Origin of the sequence: Variovorax sp. UC122_21, assembly GCF_044056785.1 — a bacterium.
In the GTDB taxonomy this organism is placed as follows: domain Bacteria; phylum Pseudomonadota; class Gammaproteobacteria; order Burkholderiales; family Burkholderiaceae_C; genus Variovorax.
Genome location: NZ_CP172004.1, coordinates 566,019 through 590,606 on the forward strand (window position 1 = coordinate 566,019; position 24,588 = coordinate 590,606).

A 24,588-nucleotide genomic window follows, 5' to 3' on the forward strand; every position below is an offset into this window, starting at 1 on the left:
TTCGCGCCTTTTGCGAAACCTTCGCGTCCTCTGCGTCCTGCCCCCGAATTTGATTTCACCATGACCCAACTCGAAACCAAACTCAACGCCCGCTCGGCCGACTTCCAGGCCAATGCCGCCGCCATGCGCGCGCTGGTCGACGACCTGCAGTCGCAGTTCGCCGCGGTTGCGCAAGGCGGCGGCGAGGCCGCGCGCGCCAAGCACACGGCGCGCGGCAAGCTGCTGCCGCGCGAGCGCGTGGCCGAGCTGCTCGATCCGGGCACGCCCTTCCTCGAGCTGTCGCCGCTGGCCGCGCACGGCATGTACAAGGGCGACGCGCCCGGCGCCGGCATCATCGCGGGCATCGGCCGGGTCAATGGCGTCGACTGCATGGTGGTGTGCAACGACGCCACCGTGAAGGGCGGCACCTACTACCCGATGACGGTGAAGAAGCACCTGCGCGCGCAGGAGATCGCCGAGCAGAACCGGCTGCCCTGCATCTACCTGGTCGACTCGGGCGGCGCCAACCTGCCGAACCAGGACGAGGTGTTCCCCGATCGCGAGCACTTCGGCCGCATCTTCTACAACCAGGCCAACATGAGCGCCCAGGGCATCGGCCAGATCGCCGTGGTCATGGGCTCGTGCACCGCGGGCGGCGCCTACGTGCCGGCGATGAGCGACGAATCGATCATCGTGAAGAACCAGGGCACCATCTTCCTGGGCGGCCCGCCGCTGGTGAAGGCGGCCACCGGCGAGGTGGTGACGGCCGAGGACCTGGGCGGCGGCGACGTGCACACGCGGCTGTCGGGCGTGGCCGATCACCTGGCGCAGAACGACCTGCATGCGCTGGCGCTGGCGCGCTCGGCGGTGGCCAACCTGAACCTGTCCAGATCCGTTCGCACTGAGCTTGTCGAAGTGCCGGGACAGGCTTCGACAAGCTCAGCCCGAACGGGTGGAGTGCGCGAGCCCGCGTTCCCGCGCGAGGAGCTCTACGGCGTGATCCCCACCGACACGCGCAAGCCCTTCGACGTGCGCGAGATCATCGCGCGCGTGGTCGACGGCAGCGAGTTCCACGAGTTCAAGGCCCGCTTCGGCGCCACCCTGGTCTGCGGCTTCGCCGAGATCGAGGGCATGCCGGTGGGCATCGTCGCCAACAACGGCATCCTGTTCTCCGAGTCGGCGCAGAAGGGCGCGCACTTCATCGAGCTGTGCTGCCAGCGCAAGACGCCGCTGGTGTTCCTGCAGAACATCACCGGCTTCATGGTGGGCCGCAAGTACGAGAACGAAGGCATCGCGCGCCACGGCGCCAAGATGGTGACGGCCGTGGCCACCGCCAACGTGCCGAAGTTCACCATCATCATCGGCGGCAGCTTCGGCGCCGGCAACTACGGCATGTGCGGTCGGGCCTACAGCCCGCGCTTCCTCTGGATGTGGCCCAACGCGCGCATCAGCGTGATGGGCGGCGAGCAGGCCGCGAGCGTGCTCGCGACCGTGCGGCGCGACGGCATCGAGGCCAAGGGCGGCCAGTGGAGCGCCGACGAGGAAGAGGCCTTCAAGGCGCCGATCCGCCAGCAGTACGAGGACCAGGGGCACCCCTACTACGCCACCGCGCGGCTGTGGGACGACGGCATCATCGATCCGGCCGACACGCGCCGCGTGCTCGCGCTGGGCCTGGCGGCCGCGCGCAATGCGCCGATCCCCGAGCCGAAGTTCGGCATCTTCCGCATGTGAGGAGGAACGCGGCATGAGCGACTTCACCAAGCTGAGCCTCACGATCGACGGCGCCGTCCGCGCGCATCTGGCTCGACCAGCCCGAGTCCCGCAACGCCTTCGACGACGTGGTCATCGCCGAGCTGACGCGCGCCTTCACCGAGGCCGGCGCGGCACCGCAGGTCAAGGCCATCGTGCTGGGCGCCAACGGCCCGGCGTTTTGCGCCGGCGCCAACCTCAACTGGATGCGCCGCATGGCCGACTACAGCCGCGACGAGAACATCGCCGACGCCGGCAAGCTCGCCGCCATGCTGCGCACCATCGCCGAGTGCCCGAAGCCGACCATCGCGCGCGTGCAGGGCGACGTCTACGCGGGCGGCATGGGGCTGGTCGCGGCCTGCGACATGGCCGTGAGCGTGGACAGCGCCTGGTACTGCCTGAGCGAGGTCAGGATCGGCCTGGTGCCCGCCACCATCAGCCCCTACGTGCTGCGTGCCATGGGCACGCGCGCCTCGCAGCGCTACTTCCTCACGGCCGAGCGCTTCGGCGCCGCCGAGGCGTACCGCATCGGCTTCGTGCACGAGGTGGTCGGGGCCGATGCGCTCGATGCCAAGGTCGACGAGCTGCTGAAGGCGCTGACCGGCGCGAGCCCGGCCGCCGTGCGCGCCTGCAAGCAGCTGGTGGCCGACGTGGCGGGCCGCGAGATCGACGACGCGCTGATCGCGAAGACGGTCGAAGGCATCGCCGACATCCGCGCCAGCGACGAGGGCCGCGAGGGCGTGCAGGCCTTCCTGCAGAAGCGCAAGCCGTCCTGGCTTGCGGGCGCGTCGTCCTGACCGGCCCCTTCATCCCATGACCGCGCTCGACATGCCCCAACTGCTCGCCCTGGCCGCCGCCATCGGCTGGGCCAGCGGCGTGCGGCTGTACCTGGTGGTGCTGCTCACGGGCCTGGTCGGCTACCTCGGCTGGGTGCCGCTGCCGGGCGGGCTGCAATTGCTCGCGCATCCGGTGGTGATCGCGGCCAGCGGCTTCATGGTGTTCGTCGAGTTCTTCGCCGACAAGATCCCGGGCCTCGATTCGCTCTGGGACGTGGTCCACACCGCGATCCGCATTCCGGCCGGCGCCGCGCTCGCGGCCAGCGTGTTCGGTGTCGACCATGGCGCGATGGCGCTGGTGGCGGCGCTGCTCGGCGGCGGCTTCGCGGCCACCGCGCATGCGGCCAAGGCCACCACGCGTGCGGCCATCAACACCTCGCCCGAGCCGTTCTCGAACGTGGGCGCCTCGCTGGTGGAAGACACCATGGTGCCCGCGGGCCTGTGGCTGGCCGTGGCGCATCCCTTCGTCTTCCTCGTGCTGTTCGTGCTCGTGCTGGTCGCGAGCGTGTGGCTGATCCGCAAGAGCTGGCGCTTCCTCAGGGCGCTGTTCTCCCGCGTCGCCCGCATCTTCAGCGGCCGGCCCGATCCGGGCGTCGTGCCCGCGTTTCAACTGAAAAAGAATCCTCCGGGAGACTCGTCCAATGTTTAAGAAGATCCTGATTGCGAACCGTGGCGAGATCGCCTGCCGCGTGGCCGCCACCGCGCGCCGCATGGCGATCCGCACGGTCGCCGTGTACTCCGATGCCGACGCGCATGCCAACCACGTGCGCGCCTGCGACGAGTCGGTGCACCTGGGCGGCAGCGCGCCGAAGGACAGCTACCTGCGCTGGGAGAAGATCCTCGAGGCTGCCAAGGCCACGGGCGCCGAGGCGGTGCACCCGGGCTACGGCTTCCTCAGCGAGAACGAGGAGTTCGCGCAGGCCTGCGCCGACGCCGGCCTGGTCTTCATCGGCCCGCCGCCCTCGGCGATCAAGGCCATGGGCCTGAAAGCCGAGTCGAAGCAGCTGATGGAGAAGGCCGGCGTGCCGCTGGTGCCCGGCTACCACGGCCACGACCAGGACCCGGCGCTGCTGCAGCGCGAGGCCGACCGCATCGGCTACCCGGTGCTGATCAAGGCCAGCGCGGGCGGTGGCGGCAAGGGCATGCGCGCGGTCGACAAGGCGGCCGATTTCGAGGCCGCGCTGGCCTCGTGCAAGCGCGAGGCCATCAACAGCTTCGGCGACGACGCGGTGCTGATCGAGAAGTACGTGCAGCGCCCGCGCCACATCGAGATCCAGGTCTTCGGCGACAGCCACGGCAACTACGTCTACCTGTTCGAGCGCGACTGCTCGGTGCAGCGGCGCCACCAGAAGGTGCTCGAGGAAGCGCCCGCGCCCGGCATGACCGAGGCGATGCGCCAGCAGATGGGCGAGGCCGCGGTGGCCGCGGCGCGTGCCGTGGACTACGTGGGCGCGGGCACGGTGGAGTTCATCGTGGAGCAGCGCGAGGGCGGGGAGATGAACTTCTTCTTCATGGAGATGAACACCCGCCTGCAGGTCGAACACCCGGTGACGGAAGCCATCACCGGCCTCGACCTCGTCGAGTGGCAGCTGCGCGTCGCCGCGGGCGGCACGCTGCCCGCGCAACAGTCCGAACTGCGGATCCACGGCCATGCGATCGAGGCGCGCATCTGCGCCGAGAACCCCGACAACAACTTCCTGCCGGCCACCGGCACTCTGCGCATCTACCGCAAGCCGCAGGCCACGGCCTTCCAGCGCAGCCGCGTGCGCATCGACGACGGCGTGCGTGAGGGCGGCGAGATCTCGCCCTTCTACGACTCGATGATCGCCAAGCTGATCGTGCACGGTGCCACGCGCGACGAGGCGCTCGCGCGGCTCGACGCGGCACTGGCGCAGACCCACATCGTGGGCGTGGCGACCAACGTGCAGTTCCTGCGCGGCGTGCTGGCCACCGAGTCGTTCTCGAAGGCCAACCTCGACACCGCGCTGATCGAGCGCGAGCGCGCCGTGCTGTTCGACCGCGAGACCCTGGGCCTGCCGCTGGCGGCGGCCGCGGCCGTGGCGCGCACAGCGCTCGCCGCGGCGCCGGCCGGCAGCGTCGATCCCTTCGCGCGCCGCGACGGCTGGCGCGCGCTCGGCGAGTACACGCGCCGCTTCGACTTCGAATTCCGCGGTGCCGAACAGAGCGCGCTGCTGACCTACAAGCGCGACGGCAGCCTGTGGCTCGAGGCCGGCGGCGTGGCCGGACCGCTGGTCGTCGGCCGCCTGCCCACGGGCGAGATCGAGCTCGAGTTCGCGGGCCAGCGCCAGACGCTCGACGTCTACCTCGACGACGCCACCGCGCACGTGTTCGCCGCGGCCGGCGCGACCCGCATCACCGCCATCGACCGCCTCGCCCATGCCGGCGACACGCAGGCCGAGGGCGGCCGCCTCACGGCGCCGATGCCGGGCAAGGTCGTGTCCTTCGCGGTCAAGGCCGGCGACAAGGTCAGCCGCGGCCAGCCGCTGGCGGTGATGGAGGCGATGAAGATGGAGCACACCATCGCCGCGCCGGCCGACGGCACGGTCGAGGAGCTGCTGTTCGCGCCGGGCGAGCAGGTGGCCGAGGGCGACGAGCTGCTGCGCATGGCCGCAGCGGCCTGAGAAGGAGTGAATGAACCTGCTGCGCGCCCCGATCTCGCATCTGCGGTCCTCGCCGTACGTGAGTACGGCTCCGGTCCTCGACGCGACCTCGGAGCGCTCGCGACGGTTCCTTCACACCTTCTGAATCCGCGGCCCCGGTCACGGGGCTTGCAAGCTGTTACCAGGTGGCGGCGCTGGTTTTAACCCCGGCGCCGCCCACAGGCCGTATCACCGCGATGCCCACTTCCCTTGAAGGATTCTTCATGACGCATCGCCAGCCGCAGCCTTCCTCGTTCTCTCCCTTCCAGCGCCCCGGCGCACGTCCGCGCATGCTGCTGCTCGCGCTGGCCGCGGCCCTGACGCTCAGCGCCTGCGAGCGGCGCGACGCGGCCGCGGAAGTCGATGCCGCCGCGGCCCGGCCCTCGGGCAACTACGCGGCCGGCGGCGCGATGGAGTCCAGTCGCATGCGCATGGCCGAGCCCGCGCCGCCCGCGCCCGTCGCGATGTCGCTCGACCAGCAGGCCGGGAAGCAGGCGGGCGAGAGCGCGCCGCTGCAGCGCTACCTCGCGATCCGCCAGGACCTCAACGTCGAGGTGGCGCCCGACCAGCTCGCCGAATCCTGGGGCAAGGTGCGCGACCTCTGCGGCACCCTGCGCTGCGAGCTGCTGTCGTCCTCGCTGCTGCGCGAGACGCCGCAGCAGGCCGGCAATGCCACCCTCGAGATGCGCGTGGAGCCGGCCGACGTCGAGAAGCTGCTGGCCGGCCTCGCGGGCGTGGCGAAGGTGGTGGCGCACAACACCACCAGCGAGGACAAGACCGCCGAGGTGATCGACGTCGAGGCGCGCATCAGGAACCGCACCGAGTTCCGCGACAGCCTGCGCGTCATGCTGCGCGACACCACCACCAAGCGCACCATGGCCGACCTGCTGCAGATCCAGCGCACGCTGGCCGACACCCAGGCCGAGCTCGATGCCTCGGCGACGCAGCGCAAGGTGCTGCAGCAGCAGACCAGCAAGCAGCACATCCAGATCCAGTTCACCACCGTGCGCGCGCTGGTCGGCGGCGGCGAGAGCTACAACCCGATGACGCAGGCCCTGCGCAACGCGGGCCGCGTGCTGGCCGAGAGCGTGGGCAGCCTGATCACCTTCGTGGCGGCGGTGTTGCCGTGGCTGCTGTTGCTGGTGCCCGTGCTGTGGGGCGTGCGCCGGCTGTGGCTGCGCCGGCGCCAGGCCAGGGCCGCCTGAGGCGGCGGCACCGGCGCGAGGGAAGCGAGGGTGGGCGGGCGGCCGTTCAGCCGACCACCACTTCGCTGATCTGCATCACCGGCGCGATGTCGGTGTAGTTCCTCACATCGCCGAGGATCTCCTTGGCATGCGGGCCGAAGGCGCCCTGGAAGGCCTCGACGGAATCGCAGAACACGTGGCACATCCCGACGTAGGTGGGCTTGGCGCCGGGCGCGCCGCCGGCCAGGCCCTTGTCGATGGTGTAGGACTTGCAGGCGTCGCCCATGCGCGCCTTCAGCAGGGGCATGTGCTTGTCGCGGTAGTAATCGTGGTCGAAGCGGGCGCCTTCGGTGTAGGGGTACATCACACTGACTTTGATCATGGGTAGGGTCTCCGGATTGAACGATCGAGCATAGGAGATGGCGCCAGGGCACACAAGGCGTGGGCTGTCGCCCCCGGCGCTCGTGCGGCGATCTCTTAGACGAACGGAGCGACAGACCGATGACACCCGAACTGCAGGCCCTGAAGGACAAGACCCTCGCGAGCATGGTCGACTACATGCGCAACGACGAGGAGGACGCGGACCACGATCCCGAATTCGACCCCGGCTACACGCAGGCCGAGGTCGACCGCTGCACCGAGATCGTCGACGAGTACCTCGCGACGCTGGCGGCGATCGACGAGGCCTCGGAGGCGAAGCGCGACGCCGCGATCCTCGCGGCCGTCGAGCGCGTGGTGCTGCAGCTCAACCGCCTCAACGAGGACAGCGAGGGCAGCCTGATCGAGACCGACCAGCGCGAGGACCTGTGCGAGCTGATCATCGCGGCCGCGGGCCATGCGGGCCTGGAGACCGAGGGCGAGGACATCACCGAGGAATGGCGCGAGTGGTGAGGAGGGCCGCCTCGGCGACCGCCGCCGCCGCTTGGGGCCTCTAAGATTCGCTCCATGCGAATCACCGTCTACCTCACCGACAACCGTCCCGACCCCTGGATCGAAGGCCTGAAGGCCGAACTGCCCGACGCAGAGATCGAAGCCTGGCGCCCCGGCGCGCCGCAGGCCGACCATGCGGTCGTGTGGGCGCCGCCGCAGCAGTTCATCGACGAGCAGCCCGCGCTGCGCGGCATCTTCAACATCGGCGCCGGCGTCGACGCGCTGCTCAAGCTCCGCATTCCAACCGGCACGCGCATCGTGCGGCTCGACGACGCGGGCATGTCGGTGCAGATGGCCGAATACGTGTGCCACACGCTGATTCGCCACTTCCGCGAGTTCGATGCTTACGAGGCCGATGCGCGCGAAGGCAAGTGGAGCTACCGCCGCCCGAAGGCGCGCAGCGACTTCCCGGTCGGCATCATGGGCCTGGGCGTGCTCGGCGAACGGGTCGCGAAGGCGGTCGCGCAGTTCGAGTTCCCGGTGCTGGGCTGGAGCCGCTCGCCCAAGCAGATCGAGGGCGTGCGCGTGTTCAGCGGCGAGGCGCAGTTCGACGAGTTCCTGTCGTCCACGCGCGTGCTGGTCAACCTGCTGCCGCTGACCGAGGCCACGCGCGGCATCCTCAACCGCGAGACGCTCGGCAAGCTGCGGCCCGAGGGCTACCTGATCAGCATCGCGCGCGGCGCGCACCTGGTCGAGGACGACCTCATTCCATTGATCGACGGCGGCCAGCTCGCGGGCGCCACGCTCGACGTGTTCCAGGTCGAGCCGCTGCCGGCCGAGCATGCCTTCTGGCGCCATCCCAAGATCGTCGTGACGCCGCACGGCTCGGCGCGCACGCTGCGCGAGGAGTCGATCGCGCAGATCGCCGGCAAGATCCGCGCGATGGAGCAGGGGCTGCCGGTCGCGGGCGTGGTCGATCCGGTGCGCGGCTACTGAGCGCCGTTCAGTCGACGCGGATGTTCTTCGCCTTCACGATGCGGCTGTAGATCTCCGCGTCGCGCCGCAGCGCCGCCGCCATCTCGGCCTGCGTGAGGCCCAGCGGCTCGCTGTTGAGCTCGCGGATGCGCTTCGCCAGATCGGGGTCCTTGCTGGCCTCGATCATCACGGCGTTGAAGCGCTGCTGGATCGCGGCCGGCGTCGCGGCCGGCGCCCACAGGCCGTGCCACGAGGTCATCGTGAGGCCCGGCACCACCTCGGCGAGCGTGGGCACCTCGGGCATGGCCGGATGCCGGCTCGGGCCCGAATAGGCCAGCGCCTGCACGCGACCGCTGCTGATCAGCGGATAGCCGGTGGCGATCGGCTCCATCACCGTGTCGACCTGGCCGCCGATCACGTCGGCCACCGGGCTCGCGCGGTAGGGCACGTGCAGCATGTCGGTGCCGGTCTCGTCCTCGAGCCATTCCACGATCAGGTGCGAGGGGCTGCCCGCGCCGTAGGAGGCATGCGAGATCGAGCCGGGCTTGGCCTTCGCGGCGGCCAGCAGTTCCTTGATCGACTTCGCGGGCAGCTTCGGGCTCGCGATCAGCACCAGTCCCTGCCGCATCGTGGTGGCGACCGGCACCAGGTCCTTCTGCGGATCGAAGGGCAGCTTGGCGTAGATGTAGGGGTTGATCGTGAACGCGGTCGAGAGGTTGTAGAGGAAGGTGTAGCCGTCGGGCGGCGCCTTGGCCACGGTGTCGGAGGCGAGGTTGCCGGCCGTGCCCGGCTTGTTGTCGATCACCACCGGCACGCCGAGCTGCTTGCCCATGTAGTCGCCGTAGAGCCGCGCGAAGATGTCCGGCGGCGTGCCGGGCGCGAAGCCCACCACGATGCGGATCGGCTTGTTGGGCCAGGCCGTGCCCTGGGCCAGGGCGAGACTGCAGGCCAGGGCAAGGAAGAGGCCGGCCAGCCATTGGAATCGGGTACGCATGTCTGTCTCCTGTCGCGGGAGGTCCCGCCTTTTTTTTCGAACCGATCAATCGACCTGCGCGCCCGAGCGCTGCACCGCCTCGCCCCACTTGGCGATCTCGGTGCGCGCGAAGGCGTCGAGCTGGTCGGCGTTCATCTCGGCCTGCTCGATGCCCTGCTGCGCGAGCTTCTCGCGCACCTCGGGCTGGGCCAGCACCTGGCGCGTGGCCTCGCGCAGCCGGTCGCGCTGCGCGGCGGGCATGCCGGCGGGCGCGTACAACATGAACCAGGCGACGAGGTCGAAGTCCTTCACGCCCTGCTCCATCAGCGTGGGCACCTCGGGCGCGGCGGCGCTGCGCTTCGCGCCCGAGGCGCCGATCGCGCGCAGCTTGCCCGCGCGCACCTGCGGCAGCACCGCGGCCGGGTGATAGAACATGAACTGCACGTTGCCGGCCATCAGCTCGGTCATGGCCTGCGCGCCGTCGCGGTAGGGCACGTGCATGAAGCTCTTGCCGAGCCGAACGTTGAGCAGCTCGCCGGCCAGGTGGCCCGAGGTGCCGTTGCCGGCCGAGGCGAAGTTCACGTTGCCGCTCGCGCTGCCCAGGTCGGCCACGCGCTTCCACGTCGAGCCGGCGGGCACCACCAGCAGCGTGGGCGTGGCGCCGATGAAGCCCAGCGGCACGAAGTCGCGCAGCGGCTGGTAGCTCAGCCGCTTGTAGAGCGAGGGGTTGATGGCGTGCGTGCCCACCGTGCCCAGCAGAAGGGTCTGGCCGTCGGCGCCGGCGCGCGCGACCTGCTCGCTGCCGATGGCGCCGCCCGCGCCGGGCTTGTTCTCGACGATCGCGCCGGTGCCGAGCTGGCGGCCCAGCGCATCGGCCAGGATGCGGCCGACGATGTCGGTCGAGGTGCCGGCACCGAAGGGCACGACGATCTTCAGCGGCCGCGCGGCGCCCGGCGCCTGCGCGAGCGCCGCGCCCGTGGCCAGCAGCGCGCCGGCCAGCAGCAGGCGGCGCTTCATGCCGCGCTCCCGAAACCGGCGGGCAACTCGCCCTCGTACTGCAGCTCGCGCGTGGCCTGGTAGGACAGCGCGAAGCCGCTCGGCGTCTCGGCCTCCTCGGCCAGGTGCGCGATCAGCCCCGCGGTGCGCGCGAGGATCGGCACGCCGCGCAGCGAGGCCACCGGGAAGCCCACGCCCAGCAGCACGGCCGGGATCGCGGCCGAGACGTTCATGCGCAGCTCGCGGCCCACGATGGCGGGGATGGCGCGTTCGAGCGCCTGCGCGATCTGCACGTAGCGCAGGTCGGCGCCGGCCTCGGTCGCGACCTCGATCAGCCGGTCCACGCGCGGATCGTTGGCCTTGTGCAGCGGATGGCCGTAGCCGGGGATGGCCTGGCGGCCTTCCTTCAGCGCGCGGAGGGTGTCGGCCGCCACGGCGTCGAGCGCCTCGCCCGCGTCGACGCGCGCCGCCACGCCGGCGAACAGCCGGCCCGCGGTCTCCGAGGCGCCGAGGATCACCGAGCCGCATCCCAGGATGCCCGCGGCCACCGCGCCCTGCAGCGCATCGGGCGCGGCCGCGAAGGTCATGCGGCTGGCCTGCACGCTGGGCACCAGGCCGTGCTCGGCGATCGCCACCAGCGTGGCGTCGAGCACCGCGCTGCAGGCGGCGTCGGGGCGCCGGCCGGTGAGCAGCAGGAAGAAGTAGTCCGAGAACGAGACGCGGCCGATCAGGTCGCGGCAGAGGTCCTGGCCGCGCACGACGATGGTGTGTTCGTCCGAGGTGCAGATGGCGGTGCGCGGGACGGTGGATTTGCCGATTTTCATGAGAGGGCGTTCGAGGTGGCGGGTTGCAGATGGAAGTCGTAGTGCGCGGACCAGTACGGCCGCTCGAGCGCGCGGCCGTCGGGCGCGCGGCCCGGCGCATGGGCCTCGAAGTCGACGACGAGGCTGGGCCGCACGCCGAACACCGCGTCGGAGTCGATGTAGGGGCTGCCCGCGACGAACAGGTGCGTGGTCACCGGCACATGGCCCTCGGCCGCCACCTTCATGTGGATGTGGCCGGGCCGGTTCGGATGGCGGCCCATGCCGTCGAGCATGCGGCCCACCGGGCCGTCGACCGGCACCGGGTAGTACGAGGGCTTGATCGACCAGAACCAGTAGCGGCCCTCGGCGTCGGTGCGGATGCGCGCGCGCGCCGCCATGCCCGCGCCCTCGACCTGCATGTCGTAGACGCCCTCGCCGTCGCCCGACCAGACGTCGAGCAGCGCGTTCGCGAGCGGCTCGCCGCGCGTGTCGCTGACGCGGCCGCTGTAGAAGGCCGGTTCGCCGCACACGCCCGGCGCGATGTCGGCGCCCAGCGGCAGCTCGGGCGCGCCGTCCCAGTAGTAGGGGCCCTGCACGGTGGCCTCGGTGGTCTCGGTCGCGGGCAGCGCCTCGCCGTTCTTGCCGGCGCGCGCGGCGGCGCGCAGCTGGTCGAGCATCACCACCATCATCGAGGCGCCCAGCGTGTCCGACAGCAGGATGAACTCCTGGCGCCTGTCGTCGCAGGCCTGGCCGACGGCGGTGAGGAACTCGATGCCGGCCATCCATTCGGCGGGCTGCAGGTCGACCTCGCGGATGAAGGCGTGCAGGTGCTCGATCAGCGACTGCATGATGCGCGCGAAGCGCGGGTCGGCCGCGCCTTCCAGGCGCTGCAGCGCGGCCCGGGTCAGTTCGTCGGCGTTCGATGGGGTCATGGGGCTTTGTCTCCGTTCTCTTCTTCTGGGGTGGGAATGCGTCAGCGCTGCCGCAGGCGTCGGCGTATGGGTTCGACGATCGCCGCGTTGTCGGCGCCCAGCACCGGCGGTGCCGTGACCTCGAGCGCGCGCTCGCCGTCGAAGCTCACGGGCGAGCGGATGGTGCGCCAGTCACCGCCCTCGGGATGGGGCGCGCTGACCTCGAGCTGCAGGTGGCGCGCCTGCGGGTCCTCCATGGCCTCGCGCGTGTCGTACATGGGCGCATGCGGCACGTCCTCGGCCTCGAGCCGCGCGCACCAGTCGGCGCGCGTGCGTGCGCGGAACAGGCCGTCGAGCAGCGCGATCAGGTCGTTCTGGTGCGCGATGCGGCCCTCGCGCGTGGCGAAGCGCGCGTCCTGGAACAGGTCGGGCCGCTCGATCGCGTTGGCCAGGCCCTGCCAGAACTTCTCGGGCGAGGACATGTGCAGCGCGATCCACAGGCCGTCGGCGCACTCGAGCACGTACGACTGCGAGACGCTGGGCCGGCTGAACGGACCCATGATCTCGTTCTCGGAGAAGTAGTGGGTGAAGGCGTCGAGGTTGAAGTGGCACATGGCCTCGAGCATCGAGACCTCGACCTTGCGGCCCTGGCCGGTGCGCCCGCGCTCGACCAGCGCGCCGAGCACGCCGTAGGCCGCGTAGAAGCCGGTCATCGCGTCGGCCACGGCCGGGCCCACCACGCGCGGATTGGCCGGGTTCACCAAGAGCTTGAGGAAGGCGCTGGCCGCCTGCGCCACCGTGTCGTAGGCCGGGCGCGCCGCGGCCGGGCCGGTCTGGCCGAAGCCGCTGATGGCGCAGTAGATCAGCCGTGGATTGAGTTCGCGCAGCCGCGTCTCGCCCGCGCCCAGCCGCTCGGCCGCGCCGGGGCGGAAGTTCTGGATGTAGACGTCCGAATCCTTCACCAGTTCGTCGAACACCGCCGCGTCCTCGGCCAGCTTGGGGTTGAGCGTGACGCTGCGCTTGTTGCGGTTGTAGGTCTGGAAGTGCGGGCTGTAGAGCCCGCCGCGGAACGAACGGAACGGATCGCCGCTGCCGGGCTGCTCCACCTTGACCACCTCGGCGCCGAGGTCGGCCAGGAACATGCCGGCCGCCGGTCCCGTGATGAACGTGCCTTGCTCCAGCACCTTGATGCCGCTGAGGACCTTGTGCACTCGTGTGTCTCCTGCTGTCGTGTCGTGTCATGCCCTCGCGGGATGGGAGCGAACTCTATGCAGGCGGCCCGATTTTTAACAATGATGGTTTTGCATGGATACCATCGACGGCATCGATCGTTCGACGCAACGGAAGGCCTCCATGGAACTGCGGCACCTGCGCTACTTCAGCGCCCTGGCCGGCTCGCTCAACTTCACGCGCGCGGCCGAGCGGCTGCATGTCACGCAGTCCACGCTGTCGCACCAGATCAAGCAGCTCGAGGAGGAGCTCGGCCGGCCGCTGTTCGACCGCATCGGCAAGCGCGTGGCGCTGACCGAGGCCGGCGAGGCCTTCCTGCACCACGCCACGCGCGCGCTGCAGGAGATCGACCGCGGCCTCGGCGCGCTGCGCGAGGACCCGCAGGAGGCGGCCGGCGAGCTGCGCATCGGTTCGACCCACACCTTCAACCTCGGCTTCATTCCTGACTGCATCGCGGGCTTCCAGCAGCGCTATCCGCGCGTGCGCGTGATCGTCGACGAACTCGCGGCCGACCTGATCGGCCAGCGGCTGCAGCAGGGCACGCTCGACCTCGGCATCGCCTACCGGCCGGCCCAGCCCGGGCCGCTGCAGTTCGAGCCGCTCTACAACGAGGAGATGGTGCTGGTGGTGGCGCACGACCATCCGCTGGCGCGGCGCAAGCGGCTGCGCATGGTCGAGCTGCACCGGCTGCCGATGGCGCTCTTGCCCGCGAGCTTCGCCACGCGGCAGATGCTCGACGAGTGCTTCCGCTCCTGCGGCGCCGAGCCGCAGGTGGTGGCCGAGATCAACACGCTGGCGCCGATCATGGGACTGGTGGCGAAGACGCGGCTCGCGGCCATCGTCTCGGCCAATGCGGTGCTGCCGAACTCGGGGCTCGCGACCGTGCGGCTCGAGAGCCCGACGCCGGTGCGCACGCCCGGCATGCTGTGGGCGCCGAAGGCGCGCGAGGCCGCACCCACGCGCGCCTTCGCGGCCATCGTGCGCAAGATGGCGTTCCGCACCAGCATGCTCGAGCGCAGCGACGGTTAGTCCAGATGCGAAGGAGGCTGGCACCATTTGCAACCGCTCTGGCGCGCATTGCTACCTTCCGCGCCTTGTGTACCAAGCAGGCCGGGCCCATCTGCCGGACAATGGATTTTGCTTTTCCATCCTCCCGCGACACCAGAGACAAGCCATGAAACTCCCCACCCGCGTCCAGATCGTCGACGTCGGCCCGCGCGACGGGCTGCAGAACGAGAAGCAGCCGGTTTCGGCCGAGACCAAGATCGGCCTGGTGCACCGGCTGCAGGACGCCGGCCTCGAGGAGATCGAGGTCACCAGCTTCGTGAGCCCGAAGTGGGTGCCGCAGATGGCCGACAACGCCGAGGTGATGCACGGCATCCAGCGCAAGGCCGGCGTGCGCTATTCGGTGCTCACGCCCAACCTCAAGGGCTTCGAGGCCGCCATCGCCGCGCCGCGCGAGGAATGGCCCGACGAGATCGTGGTGTTCGGCGCCGCCAGCGAGGCCTTCAGCCAGAAGAACATCAACTGCTCGATCGCCGAGAGCATCGAGCGCTTCGCGCCCGTGGTGGCCGCGGCGCTCGACAAGGGCATCCGCGTGCGCGGCGCGATGTCGTGCACGGTCGGCTGCCCCTACGAAGGCGAGATCGCCCCGGCCAAGGTCGGCTACCTCGCGCAGCTGATGAAGGGCATCGGCGTGCAGCGCGTCGACGTGGCCGACACCATCGGCGTGGGCACGCCGCGCAAGGTGCAGGCGGCGATGGAGGCCACGCTGGCCCACTTCGGCGTTGATGCCATCTCGGGCCACTTCCACGACACCTACGGGCAGGCGCTGGTCAACACGCTGGCGGCGCTCGAGCTGGGCGTGTGGAACTTCCAGTCGTCCTCGGCCGGCCTCGGCGGCTGCCCCTATGCCAAGGGCGCGACCGGCAACGTGGCGACCGAGGACGTGGTCTACATGCTGCACGGCATGGGCATCGAGACCGGCATCGACCTCGACAAGCTGATCGACGCCGGCGTCTACATCAGTGAGGCGCTGGGCCGCGAGCCGAACTCGCGCGCTTCGAAGGCGATCCGCACCAAGCGCGCGGGCTGAGCGTCTTCAGCGCCCGAAGGCGCGCAGACCGAGCAGCACCACCACCGCCACGGCCAGCAGCACCGTGGTGCATTGCCAGAACAGCACCGGCCGGCGCTCGATCAGCGCCGGCATTCGCGCGCGCAGGAACTCGGTGCCCGGTGACTGCAGGTCGTGCGCGAACTCCGACACCGCCTGCTGCCGTTTCGCGGGCTGCGGATGCAGCGCCTTCTGCAGCACCGCGTCGACCCAGGCCGGCAGCTCGGGCCGGAACTGGCGCAGCGGCACGTAGCGCAGGCGGTTGACATCGGCCTGCGTGCGGATGCGCGAAGCCTGCAGTCCGTAAGGCAGTTGCCCGCTCAGCATGCGGTAGGCGATCACGGCCAGCGAGAACAGGTCGGAGCGCGCCGTGCCGCCCTGGCCCGTGAAGTACTCGGGCGCGGTGTACTGCGGCGTGCCCTCGATCGCGAGCGCGCGCGGTTCGCCGCCGCCGTCGCGGAGCCCGGTCACGTGGGTGGCGCCGAGGTCGATCAGCTTGACCGTGCCCGCGCGGTCGATCATCGCGTTCTCGGGCCGCAGGTCCTGGTGCAGCATCTCCTTGCCGTGCATCGCCTGCAGGCCGCGCGCGAGCTGCGCGACGATGGCGCGCACGCTGTCGAGCGAGGGCCGCGGGTGGTCGACCATCCACTGCGCGAGCGTCTGGCCCTCCACGTATTCCATCGCCACGAACAGGTGGCCGCGCGCACGTTCCAGCGGCCAGGCCTTGAGCACGTGCGGGCTGTCGATGCGCCGCGCCACCCATTCCTCGAGCACGAAGCGGTCGAGGTAGGTGGCATCCTCGCGCAGGTCCACCGAGGGCAGCTTCAGCACCGCGGGGCGGCCGCTGGCGTCGTCGGTGGCGAGGTAGACGTGGCTGCGCGAACTCAGGTGGATCTCGCGCACCAGCGTGAAGCCCTCGAAGCGGTCGCGCGGCGCGAGCACCGGCGGCAGCGCCAGCCCTTCGCGCTCGAGCGCCGGCGCCGGCGCGTCGGGCGCGGGCAGCTCGTCGATGCGCAGCAGCTGCACGGTGGCATCGTCCTGGCCGCCGCGCGCGCGGGCGATCTGCACCAGGCGCTGCGCGGCCGCGTCGAGGTCGCCGGCGCAGCGCACCAGTGCGTCGTTCACGGCGGCGGCATCGAGGTGCGCATGCGCGCCGTCGGTGGCCAGCAGGTAGACCTCGCCGGCCTCGGCCTCCCAGCAGCGATAGTCGATCTCGACGTTCGGGCCCGCGCCCAGCGCGCGGCCCAGGTACGACTCCACCGACGAGACATGCACGCGGTGGTCGTCGGTGAGCTGCTCGAGCGCGCTCGCGTGCACGCGGTAGATGCGCGCGTCGCCCACGTGCAGCAGGTGCAGCTCGCGGCCCTTGAGGATCAGCGCGCTGAAGGTGCAGACGTAGCCGCTGTCCTTGTCGAAGCGCGCGTCGCTGCGCATGGTCTGCGCGTGCAGCCAGGAGTTGGTGGCGCCCAGCACGCGCTGCGCCGCGCGGCGCACCGACCAGGCGTCGGAGGTGGCGTAGTAGTCCTCGAGGAAGCCGCGCACGGCGGCCGCGCTCGCGACCTGGCTCACGCGGCTCGAGCCGATGCCGTCGGCCAGCGCGAGCGCGATGCCCTTGGCGGCGCGCTGCGCGCCCTCGGGCAGCATCGCGCCATGGAAGTCCTGGTTGACCGCCGACCCGACGCCCGCCAGCGAGTGCTGGCCCAGCGTGACGCGCGGCGCCTGGCGCCCGGCGGCCATGGGCGCGCGATCAACCGGCGACGCGCTTGGGCGCCGTCTTGTAGTGCGTGGCGTAGAGCGTGAGGCCGACGAAGCTCAGGCCGCCGACCAGGTTGCCGATCACCGTGGGCAGTTCGTTCCAGATCAGGTAGTCCATCAGCGTGAACTTGCCGCCGAGCATCAGGCCGGTGGGGAACAGGAACATGTTGACGATCGAATGTTCGAAGCCCATGTAGAAGAAGATCATCACGGGCATCCACATGCCGATCGCCTTGCCCGAGACGGTGGTCGACATCATGGCCGCGACCACGCCGGTCGACACCATCCAGTTGCACATCACGCCGCGGATGAACAGCGTCAGCATGCCGGCCGCGCCGTGCGCGGAATAGCCGAGCGTGCGGCCCTCGCCGATGTGGCCGAGCCGCTCGCCGATGGCGTTGGGCGCCTCGCTGAAGCCGAAGGTGAAGATGATCGCCATGAACACCGCGACCGTGAGCGCGCCCGCGAAGTTGCCGACGAACACCAGGCCCCAGTTGCGCATCACGCCGCCCCAGGTGGCGCCGGGGCGCTTGTCGAGCACCGCGAGCGGCGCCAAGGTGAAGACGCCGGTCAGCAGGTCGAAGCCCAGCAGGTACAGCATGATGAAACCGACCGGGAACAGCATCGCACCGACCAGCGCATTGCCGGTGTTGACCGTGATGCTGACCGCGAAGGCCGCCGCCAGCGCGAGGATGGCGCCGGCCATGAACGAGCGGATCAGCGTGTCGCGCGTGGACATCAGCAGCTTGGATTCGCCGGCATCGACCATCTTGGTGACGAACTCGGCGGGGGCTAGATAGGCCATGGGGATCCTTGGGAAGAAATGGAATGCCGGGGAAGGGGGGCAGCGCGGCTCAGGCCAGCGCGACGAGCACGCGGCCCTCGTGCTCGCGCACCGCATGCGCGCGCACCGAGTGCTCGGGCGCCTCGAGGCATTCGCCGCTGCGCAGGTCGAAGTGGTTCTTGTAGAGCGGCGAGGCGACCACGACGCGGTCGCCGAGGCTGCCGACCAGCCCGCGCGAGAGCACGCTGGCGCCGGCCTTCGGGTCGACGTTGTCGATGGCGTAGAGCGTGGCCTCCTGGCCGACGCGGAAGATCGCCACGTGCACGCCCTCGACCAGCGCGCACACGCCGGTGTCGGGCAGGATGTCGGTGGCCGCGCACACGGCGGTCCAGTGCAGGTCTTGCTGGGTCATGGGGATTCCTCTTGGGTGGTCGTGCTTCAGGCCATCGAGACGTCGGCGGCCTCGGCGCGTTCCTCGGCGCGCGCCGGCCGCTTCTGGCCGCGCTCGCTCACGAACACGATGTGCTCGTCGGGCTTGTCGCTGTTGACGAAGGAGCGGAAGCGCTGGCGCGTGGCCGGGTCGTTGACGGCGGTCTTCCACTCGCACTGGTAGGTGTCGACCACGGCCTGCATCTGGGTCTCGAGCTCGGCGTGGAGGCCCAGCGTGTCCTGCAGCAGCACGCCCTTGAGGTAGTCGAGGCCGCCCTCGAGACTCTCGCGCCAGGTGCTGGTGCGCTGCAGCCGGTCGGCGGTGCGCACGTAGAACATCAGGAAGCGGTCGATCAGGCGGATCAGCTCGGCCTTCGACAGGTCGCTCGCGAGCAGCTCGGCATGGCGCGGCTTCATGCCGCCGTTGCCGCAGACGTAGAGGTTCCAGCCCTTGTCGGTGGCGATCACGCCCACGTCCTTGCCCTGTGCCTCGGCGCATTCGCGCGTGCAGCCCGAGACGCCGAACTTGATCTTGTGCGGCGCGCGCAGGCCCTTGTAGCGGTTCTCGAGCTCGACCGCGAGGCCCACGCTGTCGTCCACGCCGTAGCGGCACCAGGTCGAACCGACGCAGCTCTTCACCGTGCGCAGCGACTTGCCGTAGGCATGGCCCGACTCGAAGCCGGCCGCGATCAGTTCCTCCCAGATCGCGGGCAGCTGCTCGACGCGCGCGCCGAACATGTCCACGCGCGCGCCGCCGGTGATCTTGGTGTAGAGGCCGTACTTCTTCGCCACCTGGCCGACCGCGATCAGCCCGTCGGGCGTGACCTCGCCGCCCGGCATGCGCGGCACCACCGAGTAGGTGCCGTCCTTCTGGATGTTGCCGAGGAAGTAGTCGTTGCTGTCCTGCAGCGCGGCCAGGTCCTTCTTGAGCACGAACTCGTTCCAGCACGAGGCGAAGATGCTCGCGGCCACGGGCTTGCAGATGTCGCAGCCCAGGCCCTTGCCGTGCTTGGCGAGCAGGTCGGCGAAGCTGCGGATCTCGCCCACGCGGATCAGGTGGTAGAGCTCCTGGCGCGAATAGGGGAAGTGCTCGCAGAGGTGGTTGTTGACGGCCATGCCGCGCCTGGCCATCTCCATCTTCATGACCTGCGTGACCAGCGGCACGCAGCCGCCGCAGGTGGCGCCGGCCTTGGTGCAGGCCTTCATCGCGGCCGGGGTGCAGGCGCCCTGGCCCACGGCCTCGCAGATCTGCCCCTTGCTGACGTCGTTGCACGAGCAGATCTGCGCGCTGTCGGGCAGGGCCTCGACGCCCAGGCCCGGCTTGGCCTTGCCGTCGCTCGAGGGCAGGATCAGGAACTCGGGATCCTCGGGCAGCGCGATGCCGTTGAGCGCCATCTGCAGCAGGGTGCCGTATTCGGCGGCGTCGCCCACCAGCACCGCGCCGAGCAGCAGCTTGCCGTCCTCGCTGACGACGATCTTCTTGTAGACCTTCTTGCGCTCGTCGATGAACTGGTAGGCGCGCGACTTCGGCGTCTTGCCGTGCGCGTCGCCGATGCTCGCCACGTCCACGCCCATCAGCTTGAGCTTGGTGCTCATGTCGGCGCCGGTGAAGGCGGCCTCGTGCTCGCCCGCGATGTGGCGTGCCGCCACGCGCGCCATGTCGTAGCCGGGCGCGACCAGGCCGAAGGTCTGTTCGTTCCACGAGGCGCATTCGCCGATCGCGTAGACGTTGCGGTCGCTGGTGCGGCAGTGGTCGTCGACCGCCACGCCGCCGCGCGGGCCCACGGCCAGCAGGCACTGGCGCGCGAGCTCGTCGCGCGGGCGGATGCCGGCCGAGAACACGATCATGTCGGTCTCGAGGTAGCTGCCGTCGGCGAACACCATGCGGTGGCGCGCGGCGGCGCCGTCGACGATCTCCACCGTGTTGCGGCCGGTGTGCACGTGCAGGCCCAGCGCCTCGATGCTCTCGCGCAGCGCGCGGCCGCCGCCTTCGTCGACCTGCACCGCCATCAACCGCGGCGCGAACTCCACCACATGGGTCTCCAGGCCCATGTCGCGCAGCGCCTTCGCGCATTCGAGGCCGAGCAGGCCGCCGCCCACCACCACGCCGCTGCGCGAGCGCGCGCCGCATTCCTTCATCGCCTCGAGGTCCTCGATGGTGCGGTAGACGAAGCAGTGGGGCCGGTCGCGCCCGGGCACCGCGGGCACGAAGGGGAAGGAGCCGGTGGCCAGCACGAGCTTGTCGTAGGCCACGACTTCGCCGTCGGCCGTGGTGACGGTGTTGTTGCGCCGCTCGACGGCCACCGCGCGCGCCGCGAGGCGCAGCGTGAAGCCGCTGCGCTCGAAGAAGCCGGGCTCGACCAGCGAGAGGTCTTCGGCCGTCTTGCCCGAGAAGAATTCGGACAGGTGCACCCGGTCGTAGGCCGGCCGGGGCTCCTCGCACAGGACGGTGACTTCCGCGCCGGGAATGCCGAGCGCGTGGAGCTGCTCGAGGAACTTGTGGCCGACCATGCCGTGGCCGATGACTGCGATTTTCATGCTGAGGTCCTGCGGGGGCAGCCGGTCCTCGGAGGCAGGCCACCAGGGCTGTCGGAGGGACAGCGGCAGGAGGCCTCCGCGACGGAACGGATGCGAATAATCGGATGGACAAACGAATCCGGCGGCTCATCGCCATCGGCTCGCTCGAACCCCGCCGTCGTTAGCGGAGGCACTGCGGACCCACCCAGTGCCGGGAGGTCCGCGTTGGGGTCGAGCAATATCCATGCCGCCGAAAAAGACCGGTCGGAGCCCGCGCGCGCACCGCAATCGCACCGAAAGCGGCGCGGCGGCGGTGCGGCGCTGTCCGCATTGGTGCGGTGCCGGAAAGGGTGGCCGCGCGGCCGTGACGCCGGGGCCGGGGCTTTTTCGTATGCTCGGGTGCCTGCAACGCGGGGCGCACGCCCCCACGAACCTCCGAAGACCCAAGCCATGTGCGGCTCCGAACTCCATTCCCTTCCCGACGGTGTCCAGCGCGTCGCGCGCGTGCTCCAGGACGCCGGCCATCCGCATGCGCCGCGCATGCTCGACGACGCCTGCCGCACCGCGCAGCAGGCGGCCGACGCGCTCGGCATCGCGGTCGGCCAGATCGCCAAGAGCATCATCTTCCGGCGCAAGAGCGACGAGGTCGCGGTGCTCGTCATCACCTCGGGCGACAAGCGCGTCGACGAGAAGAAGGTCGACGCGATCGTCGGCAAGACCGGCCGCGCCGACGCCGACTTCGTGAAGGCGCGCACCGGCTTCACCATCGGCGGCGTATCGCCCGTGGGCCATGTCACGAAGCCGGTGGTGCTGATCGACCGCGAGCTTTTCCGCTTCGAGGAGATCTGGGCCGCCGCGGGCCATCCGCATGCGGTGTTCCAGCTGCGCCCGCACGACCTCGAGACGCTCACGGGCGCGCCGGTGGCCGACGTGGTGGTGGCCGCGGCGTGAACGTCGCCGAAGCGCGGGCCCTGGCCGACCGCGCCGCCGAGCTGCGCGAGCGGGTTGAGCCGGTGCCCTCGCCCTGCAGCTCGGTGTGCCGCATGGACCGGCTCAGCGGCTTCTGCGAGGGCTGCCTGCGCACCATCCCCGAGATCGCGGGCTGGAGCCGCATGGAGGACGACGAGCGGCGGCAGGTCTGGCGCGCGATAGAGTGGCGGGCCCGGGCCGGCATCTGGCGGGCGCCGGCCATCGGAGACATCGACGCATGAAGCACATCGACTTCTACCTGGACTTCATCTCGCCCTATGCCTACCTCGCGTTCGAGCAGCTGCCGCAGGCGCTCGAGGGCCTGAGCTACAGCGTGGACTACCGGCCGGTGCTGCTGGGCGCGGTGCTCAAGGCGCACGGCCAGCTCGGGCCGGCCGAGATTCCCGCCAAGCGCGGCTGGACCTACCGCCACGTGCTGTGGCTGGGCCACCAGCACGGCATCGAGATCGCGATGCCGGCCTCGCATCCCTACAACCCGCTCGCGCACCTGCGGCTCGCGCTCTCCACCTGCGACGACGGCCGCGTGAGCCGGCTGGTGGCCGAGACCGTCTTTCGCCACGTCTGGCGCGGCGGCCTCGAGGCGGTCGATCCCGCGCGGCTGGCCGCGCTCACCGCGCAACTGCAACCGCGTCGCGATGCCGGCAGCGACGAGAACAAGGCCCTGCTCCAGCGCAACACCGCGGACGCGATCGCGCTCGGCGTGTTCGGCACGCCGGCCTATGCGGTCGACGGCCGGCTGTTCTGGGGCTTCGACGGCCTCGCGATGCTGCGCGCCTACCTCGCGGGCGATGCCTGGTTCGACGGCCCGCAATGGGCCGAGGCAGACCAGCGTCCGGCCCTGCTGCGCAGCAGCAAAAACTGAGCATCGTCGGCCGCCAGGCTGCATTTCTTACAGGCTGAAACGTGCGTCGAGGGTTTCACCTTAATCCGTAAGCGCCCGTTCAGTTTCGCGAAAGGCTCGGGTCAGTCGCGCCTCCAAGAATGCCCCACGGTCCCGAATTCGGGCGCCGCATGAACGCATACACAGGAGACGATCAATGGCAGCCACACTAGATTCACGGGGAGTGCCGCATCCGGCCCCCCGGCCCATGTCGGCGGAGGAGAAGAAGGTCATCTTCGCTTCTTCGCTGGGAACCGTGTTCGAGTGGTACGACTTCTACCTCTACGGTTCGCTCGCGGCGATCATCGCGAAGCAGTTCTTCAGCGGCCTCGATGCGGGCGCGGCCTTCATCTTCGCGCTGCTGGCCTTCGCGGCCGGCTTCCTGGTGCGTCCGTTCGGCGCCATCGTGTTCGGCCGGCTCGGCGACATGATCGGGCGCAAGTACACCTTCCTGGTCACGATCCTGATCATGGGCCTGTCGACCTTCATCGTCGGCCTGCTGCCCAGCTACGCGACCATCGGCGTCGCGGCGCCGGTGATCCTGATCGCGCTGCGCATGCTGCAGGGCCTCGCGCTCGGCGGCGAGTACGGCGGTGCCGCCACCTACGTGGCCGAGCACGCGCCGCACGGCAAGCGCGGTGCTTACACCTCGTGGATCCAGACCACGGCCACGCTCGGCCTGTTCCTGAGCCTGATCGTGATCCTGGGCGTGCGCGAAGGCCTGGGCGAAGCGGTGTTCAACGACTGGGGCTGGCGCATTCCGTTCCTGGTCTCGATCCTGCTGCTGGGCATCTCGGTGTGGATCCGCCTGTCGCTGTCGGAATCGCCGGCGTTCCAGCGCATGAAGGCCGAGGGCAAGACCTCGAAGGCGCCGCTGGCCGAATCCTTCGGCGAGTGGAAGAACCTGAAGATCGTGATCCTGGCGCTCGTGGGCCTGACCGCGGGCCAGGCCGTGGTCTGGTACTCGGGCCAGTTCTACGCGCTCTTCTTCCTGACCGCGCAGCTCAAGGTCGATGCGACCACCGCCAACCTGATGATTGCCGCCGCGCTGCTGCTCGGCACCCCGTTCTTCGTGGTCTTCGGCACGCTGTCGGACAAGATCGGCCGCAAGCCGATCATCATGGCCGGCTGCCTGCTGGCCGTGGTGACCTACTTCCCGGTCTTCAAGATGCTGACCGAGGCCGCCAACCCCGACCTCGCCCGCGCCCAGGCCACGGCCGGCGTGACCGTGACCGCCGACCCCGCGACCTGCTCGTTCCAGGGCAACCCGGTGGCACGCGAGATCGACTTCCGCAGCTCCTGCGACATCGCCAAGCGCTACCTGGTGCAGAACTCGGTGAGCTATGAGAACGTGGCCGGCGCGCCGGGTTCGAAGGCCATCGTGAAGATCGGCGACAAGACGGTGGAAGCACCGATCGGCAACGTCGTGAACCTCAAGTTCGACGAGACCTCCGCCAAGGAGATCGCCGCCTTCAAGAAGGGCGTGGCCGAGGACCTGAAGATCGCTGGCTACCCGGCCAAGGCCGACCCCGCGAAGATGAACAAGGTGCTGACGGTGCTGCTGCTGTTCTGGCTGGTGCTGCTGGTGACCATGGTCTACGGGCCGATCGCCGCGATGCTGGTCGAGCTGTTCCCCACGCGCATCCGCTACACCTCGATGAGCCTGCCGTACCACATCGGCAACGGCTGGTTCGGCGGCCTGCTGCCGACCACCGCCTTCGCCATCGTGGCCTCCACCGGCAACATGTACAACGGCCTCTGGTACCCGATCATCATCGCGGGCATCACGCTGGTGATCGGCACGCTGTTCATCCGCGAGACCAAGGACGTGGACATCTACGCCCACGACTGAGCGCCACGGCGCCGATGAGAGGAGGGCGCCGCGCGCCCTCCGTTCAACAAAGAGGCTTCATGCCGACCCTCGGCATGAGGCCTTTTTCTTGAACCCAGCACT

Annotated in this window: 22 protein-coding genes and 1 pseudogene; 13 read left to right on the forward strand and 10 right to left on the reverse strand. The window is 70.1% G+C overall.

Going from position 1 to position 24,588, the window contains the following annotated elements; all coding sequences use genetic code 11:
• Positions 1-60 precede the first annotated feature (60 nt).
• From ACHMXE_RS14885 to ACHMXE_RS14905, 5 genes and pseudogenes are all read left to right on the forward strand, one after another.
• Positions 61-1,710 (forward strand): carboxyl transferase domain-containing protein, encoded by a 1,650-nt coding sequence (locus ACHMXE_RS14885; RefSeq protein WP_395349940.1) that lies wholly within the window; start codon positions 61-63, stop codon positions 1,708-1,710.
• 13 nt (positions 1,711-1,723) lie between these two features.
• Positions 1,724-2,525, forward strand: a pseudogene (locus ACHMXE_RS14890) (enoyl-CoA hydratase/isomerase family protein).
• Between the two features lie 16 nt (positions 2,526-2,541).
• Positions 2,542-3,213: a DUF4126 domain-containing protein gene (locus ACHMXE_RS14895; RefSeq protein ID WP_208510927.1), complete on the forward strand. Its 672-nt coding sequence runs from the start codon at positions 2,542-2,544 to the stop codon at positions 3,211-3,213.
• Entirely contained in the window at positions 3,206-5,206 is a 2,001-nt protein-coding gene (locus ACHMXE_RS14900) for an acetyl-CoA carboxylase biotin carboxylase subunit (RefSeq protein WP_395349942.1), read from the forward strand. The genes ACHMXE_RS14895 and ACHMXE_RS14900 overlap by 8 nt, the downstream gene beginning before the upstream one ends.
• Positions 5,207-5,448: 242 nt before the next feature.
• On the forward strand, positions 5,449-6,429 hold the full coding sequence (locus tag ACHMXE_RS14905) for a DUF4349 domain-containing protein (protein ID WP_395349943.1): 981 nt from the start codon (positions 5,449-5,451) through the stop codon (positions 6,427-6,429).
• 46 nt (positions 6,430-6,475) lie between these two features.
• Here the strand turns inward: ACHMXE_RS14905 and ACHMXE_RS14910 are convergent, their stop codons facing one another.
• Positions 6,476-6,790 carry an EthD family reductase gene (locus ACHMXE_RS14910; protein ID WP_057590706.1) on the reverse strand — a complete coding sequence of 105 codons (315 nt, stop codon included), beginning with the start codon at positions 6,788-6,790 and terminating at the stop codon, positions 6,476-6,478.
• A gap of 119 nt (positions 6,791-6,909) precedes the next feature.
• Between ACHMXE_RS14910 and ACHMXE_RS14915 the strand changes: the two genes are divergently transcribed.
• Together ACHMXE_RS14915 and ACHMXE_RS14920 are read left to right on the forward strand one after the other, a co-directional pair.
• Positions 6,910-7,299 (forward strand): hypothetical protein, encoded by a 390-nt coding sequence (locus ACHMXE_RS14915; RefSeq protein ID WP_203203010.1) that lies wholly within the window; start codon positions 6,910-6,912, stop codon positions 7,297-7,299.
• 54 nt (positions 7,300-7,353) lie between these two features.
• Positions 7,354-8,274, forward strand: a complete 921-nt coding sequence (locus ACHMXE_RS14920; protein ID WP_395349946.1) for a 2-hydroxyacid dehydrogenase — start codon at positions 7,354-7,356, stop codon at positions 8,272-8,274.
• A gap of 7 nt (positions 8,275-8,281) precedes the next feature.
• Here ACHMXE_RS14920 and ACHMXE_RS14925 read toward each other — a convergent pair whose 3' ends face one another.
• From ACHMXE_RS14925 to ACHMXE_RS14945, 5 genes are read right to left on the reverse strand one after another with little or no spacing between them, the layout of a single operon-like run.
• Entirely contained in the window at positions 8,282-9,247 is a 966-nt protein-coding gene (locus tag ACHMXE_RS14925; protein WP_395349949.1) for a Bug family tripartite tricarboxylate transporter substrate binding protein, read from the reverse strand.
• 45 nt (positions 9,248-9,292) lie between these two features.
• On the reverse strand, positions 9,293-10,243 hold the full coding sequence (locus ACHMXE_RS14930; protein ID WP_395349951.1) for a Bug family tripartite tricarboxylate transporter substrate binding protein: 951 nt from the start codon (positions 10,241-10,243) through the stop codon (positions 9,293-9,295).
• Positions 10,240-11,046: a citryl-CoA lyase gene (locus ACHMXE_RS14935; RefSeq protein ID WP_296781195.1), complete on the reverse strand. Its 807-nt coding sequence runs from the start codon at positions 11,044-11,046 to the stop codon at positions 10,240-10,242. The genes ACHMXE_RS14930 and ACHMXE_RS14935 overlap by 4 nt, the downstream gene beginning before the upstream one ends.
• A complete protein-coding gene (locus ACHMXE_RS14940) occupies positions 11,043-11,957 on the reverse strand; it encodes a dioxygenase (RefSeq protein WP_395349954.1) in 915 nt (304 codons plus the stop codon). Before ACHMXE_RS14940 ends, ACHMXE_RS14935 begins: the two co-directional genes overlap by 4 nt.
• A gap of 41 nt (positions 11,958-11,998) precedes the next feature.
• The gene (locus ACHMXE_RS14945; protein WP_209543842.1) at positions 11,999-13,147 is read right to left on the reverse strand and encodes a CaiB/BaiF CoA-transferase family protein; all 1,149 of its coding nucleotides are present in this window, start codon (positions 13,145-13,147) and stop codon (positions 11,999-12,001) included.
• Positions 13,148-13,289: 142 nt separating this feature from the next.
• Between ACHMXE_RS14945 and ACHMXE_RS14950 the strand changes: the two genes are divergently transcribed.
• Complete coding sequence (locus ACHMXE_RS14950; protein ID WP_203203003.1) at positions 13,290-14,195, forward strand: LysR substrate-binding domain-containing protein; 906 nt, start codon at positions 13,290-13,292, stop codon at positions 14,193-14,195.
• Between the two features lie 145 nt (positions 14,196-14,340).
• Positions 14,341-15,261 (forward strand): hydroxymethylglutaryl-CoA lyase, encoded by a 921-nt coding sequence (locus tag ACHMXE_RS14955; protein ID WP_208508655.1) that lies wholly within the window; start codon positions 14,341-14,343, stop codon positions 15,259-15,261.
• A gap of 6 nt (positions 15,262-15,267) precedes the next feature.
• Here the strand turns inward: ACHMXE_RS14955 and ACHMXE_RS14960 are convergent, their stop codons facing one another.
• The 4 genes from ACHMXE_RS14960 to nirB are packed head-to-tail and all read right to left on the reverse strand — an operon-like array spanning position 15,268 to position 20,785.
• Positions 15,268-17,016, reverse strand: coding sequence for a protein kinase (locus ACHMXE_RS14960; RefSeq protein ID WP_395349958.1), 1,749 nt, complete (start codon positions 17,014-17,016; stop codon positions 15,268-15,270).
• Between the two features lie 10 nt (positions 17,017-17,026).
• On the reverse strand, positions 17,027-17,839 hold the full coding sequence (locus ACHMXE_RS14965) for a formate/nitrite transporter family protein (RefSeq protein WP_209543839.1): 813 nt from the start codon (positions 17,837-17,839) through the stop codon (positions 17,027-17,029).
• Between the two features lie 49 nt (positions 17,840-17,888).
• Positions 17,889-18,230: a nitrite reductase small subunit NirD gene (nirD, locus tag ACHMXE_RS14970; RefSeq protein WP_395349961.1), complete on the reverse strand. Its 342-nt coding sequence runs from the start codon at positions 18,228-18,230 to the stop codon at positions 17,889-17,891.
• Positions 18,231-18,256: 26 nt separating this feature from the next.
• A complete protein-coding gene (nirB, locus tag ACHMXE_RS14975) occupies positions 18,257-20,785 on the reverse strand; it encodes a nitrite reductase large subunit NirB (RefSeq protein ID WP_395349963.1) in 2,529 nt (842 codons plus the stop codon).
• 429 nt (positions 20,786-21,214) lie between these two features.
• On the opposite strand from nirB, the gene ACHMXE_RS14980 reads away from it, so the two are divergent.
• The 4 genes from ACHMXE_RS14980 (at position 21,215) to ACHMXE_RS14995 (ending at position 24,486) form a co-directional block, all read left to right on the forward strand.
• On the forward strand, positions 21,215-21,715 hold the full coding sequence (locus ACHMXE_RS14980; RefSeq protein WP_093348151.1) for a YbaK/EbsC family protein: 501 nt from the start codon (positions 21,215-21,217) through the stop codon (positions 21,713-21,715).
• Positions 21,712-21,975 (forward strand): DUF1289 domain-containing protein, encoded by a 264-nt coding sequence (locus tag ACHMXE_RS14985; RefSeq protein ID WP_395349965.1) that lies wholly within the window; start codon positions 21,712-21,714, stop codon positions 21,973-21,975. Before ACHMXE_RS14980 ends, ACHMXE_RS14985 begins: the two co-directional genes overlap by 4 nt.
• Positions 21,972-22,616: a 2-hydroxychromene-2-carboxylate isomerase gene (locus ACHMXE_RS14990; RefSeq protein ID WP_395349967.1), complete on the forward strand. Its 645-nt coding sequence runs from the start codon at positions 21,972-21,974 to the stop codon at positions 22,614-22,616. Before ACHMXE_RS14985 ends, ACHMXE_RS14990 begins: the two co-directional genes overlap by 4 nt.
• Positions 22,617-22,791: 175 nt before the next feature.
• On the forward strand, positions 22,792-24,486 hold the full coding sequence (locus ACHMXE_RS14995) for an MFS transporter (protein WP_209543833.1): 1,695 nt from the start codon (positions 22,792-22,794) through the stop codon (positions 24,484-24,486).
• Positions 24,487-24,588 lie beyond the last annotated feature (102 nt).

What these genes read in the sequence shown, in the direction of transcription:
- ACHMXE_RS14915 (WP_203203010.1), top strand. Translation starts at nt 6,910, where the DNA reads ATGACACCCGAACTGCAGGCCCTGAAGGACAAGACCCTCGCGAGCATG.
- ACHMXE_RS14940 (WP_395349954.1), bottom strand. Translation starts at nt 11,957, where the DNA reads ATGACCCCATCGAACGCCGACGAACTGACCCGGGCCGCGCTGCAGCGC.
- ACHMXE_RS14925 (WP_395349949.1), bottom strand. Translation starts at nt 9,247, where the DNA reads ATGCGTACCCGATTCCAATGGCTGGCCGGCCTCTTCCTTGCCCTGGCC.
- ACHMXE_RS14980 (WP_093348151.1), top strand. Translation starts at nt 21,215, where the DNA reads ATGTGCGGCTCCGAACTCCATTCCCTTCCCGACGGTGTCCAGCGCGTC.
- ACHMXE_RS14905 (WP_395349943.1), top strand. Translation starts at nt 5,449, where the DNA reads ATGACGCATCGCCAGCCGCAGCCTTCCTCGTTCTCTCCCTTCCAGCGC.
- ACHMXE_RS14960 (WP_395349958.1), bottom strand. Translation starts at nt 17,016, where the DNA reads ATGGCCGCCGGGCGCCAGGCGCCGCGCGTCACGCTGGGCCAGCACTCG.
- ACHMXE_RS14990 (WP_395349967.1), top strand. Translation starts at nt 21,972, where the DNA reads ATGAAGCACATCGACTTCTACCTGGACTTCATCTCGCCCTATGCCTAC.
- ACHMXE_RS14895 (WP_208510927.1), top strand. Translation starts at nt 2,542, where the DNA reads ATGACCGCGCTCGACATGCCCCAACTGCTCGCCCTGGCCGCCGCCATC.
- ACHMXE_RS14920 (WP_395349946.1), top strand. Translation starts at nt 7,354, where the DNA reads ATGCGAATCACCGTCTACCTCACCGACAACCGTCCCGACCCCTGGATC.
- ACHMXE_RS14885 (WP_395349940.1), top strand. Translation starts at nt 61, where the DNA reads ATGACCCAACTCGAAACCAAACTCAACGCCCGCTCGGCCGACTTCCAG.
- ACHMXE_RS14910 (WP_057590706.1), bottom strand. Translation starts at nt 6,790, where the DNA reads ATGATCAAAGTCAGTGTGATGTACCCCTACACCGAAGGCGCCCGCTTC.
- ACHMXE_RS14930 (WP_395349951.1), bottom strand. Translation starts at nt 10,243, where the DNA reads ATGAAGCGCCGCCTGCTGCTGGCCGGCGCGCTGCTGGCCACGGGCGCG.
- ACHMXE_RS14965 (WP_209543839.1), bottom strand. Translation starts at nt 17,839, where the DNA reads ATGGCCTATCTAGCCCCCGCCGAGTTCGTCACCAAGATGGTCGATGCC.
- nirD (WP_395349961.1), bottom strand. Translation starts at nt 18,230, where the DNA reads ATGACCCAGCAAGACCTGCACTGGACCGCCGTGTGCGCGGCCACCGAC.
- ACHMXE_RS14935 (WP_296781195.1), bottom strand. Translation starts at nt 11,046, where the DNA reads ATGAAAATCGGCAAATCCACCGTCCCGCGCACCGCCATCTGCACCTCG.
- nirB (WP_395349963.1), bottom strand. Translation starts at nt 20,785, where the DNA reads ATGAAAATCGCAGTCATCGGCCACGGCATGGTCGGCCACAAGTTCCTC.
- ACHMXE_RS14950 (WP_203203003.1), top strand. Translation starts at nt 13,290, where the DNA reads ATGGAACTGCGGCACCTGCGCTACTTCAGCGCCCTGGCCGGCTCGCTC.
- ACHMXE_RS14955 (WP_208508655.1), top strand. Translation starts at nt 14,341, where the DNA reads ATGAAACTCCCCACCCGCGTCCAGATCGTCGACGTCGGCCCGCGCGAC.
- ACHMXE_RS14995 (WP_209543833.1), top strand. Translation starts at nt 22,792, where the DNA reads ATGGCAGCCACACTAGATTCACGGGGAGTGCCGCATCCGGCCCCCCGG.
- ACHMXE_RS14900 (WP_395349942.1), top strand. Translation starts at nt 3,206, where the DNA reads ATGTTTAAGAAGATCCTGATTGCGAACCGTGGCGAGATCGCCTGCCGC.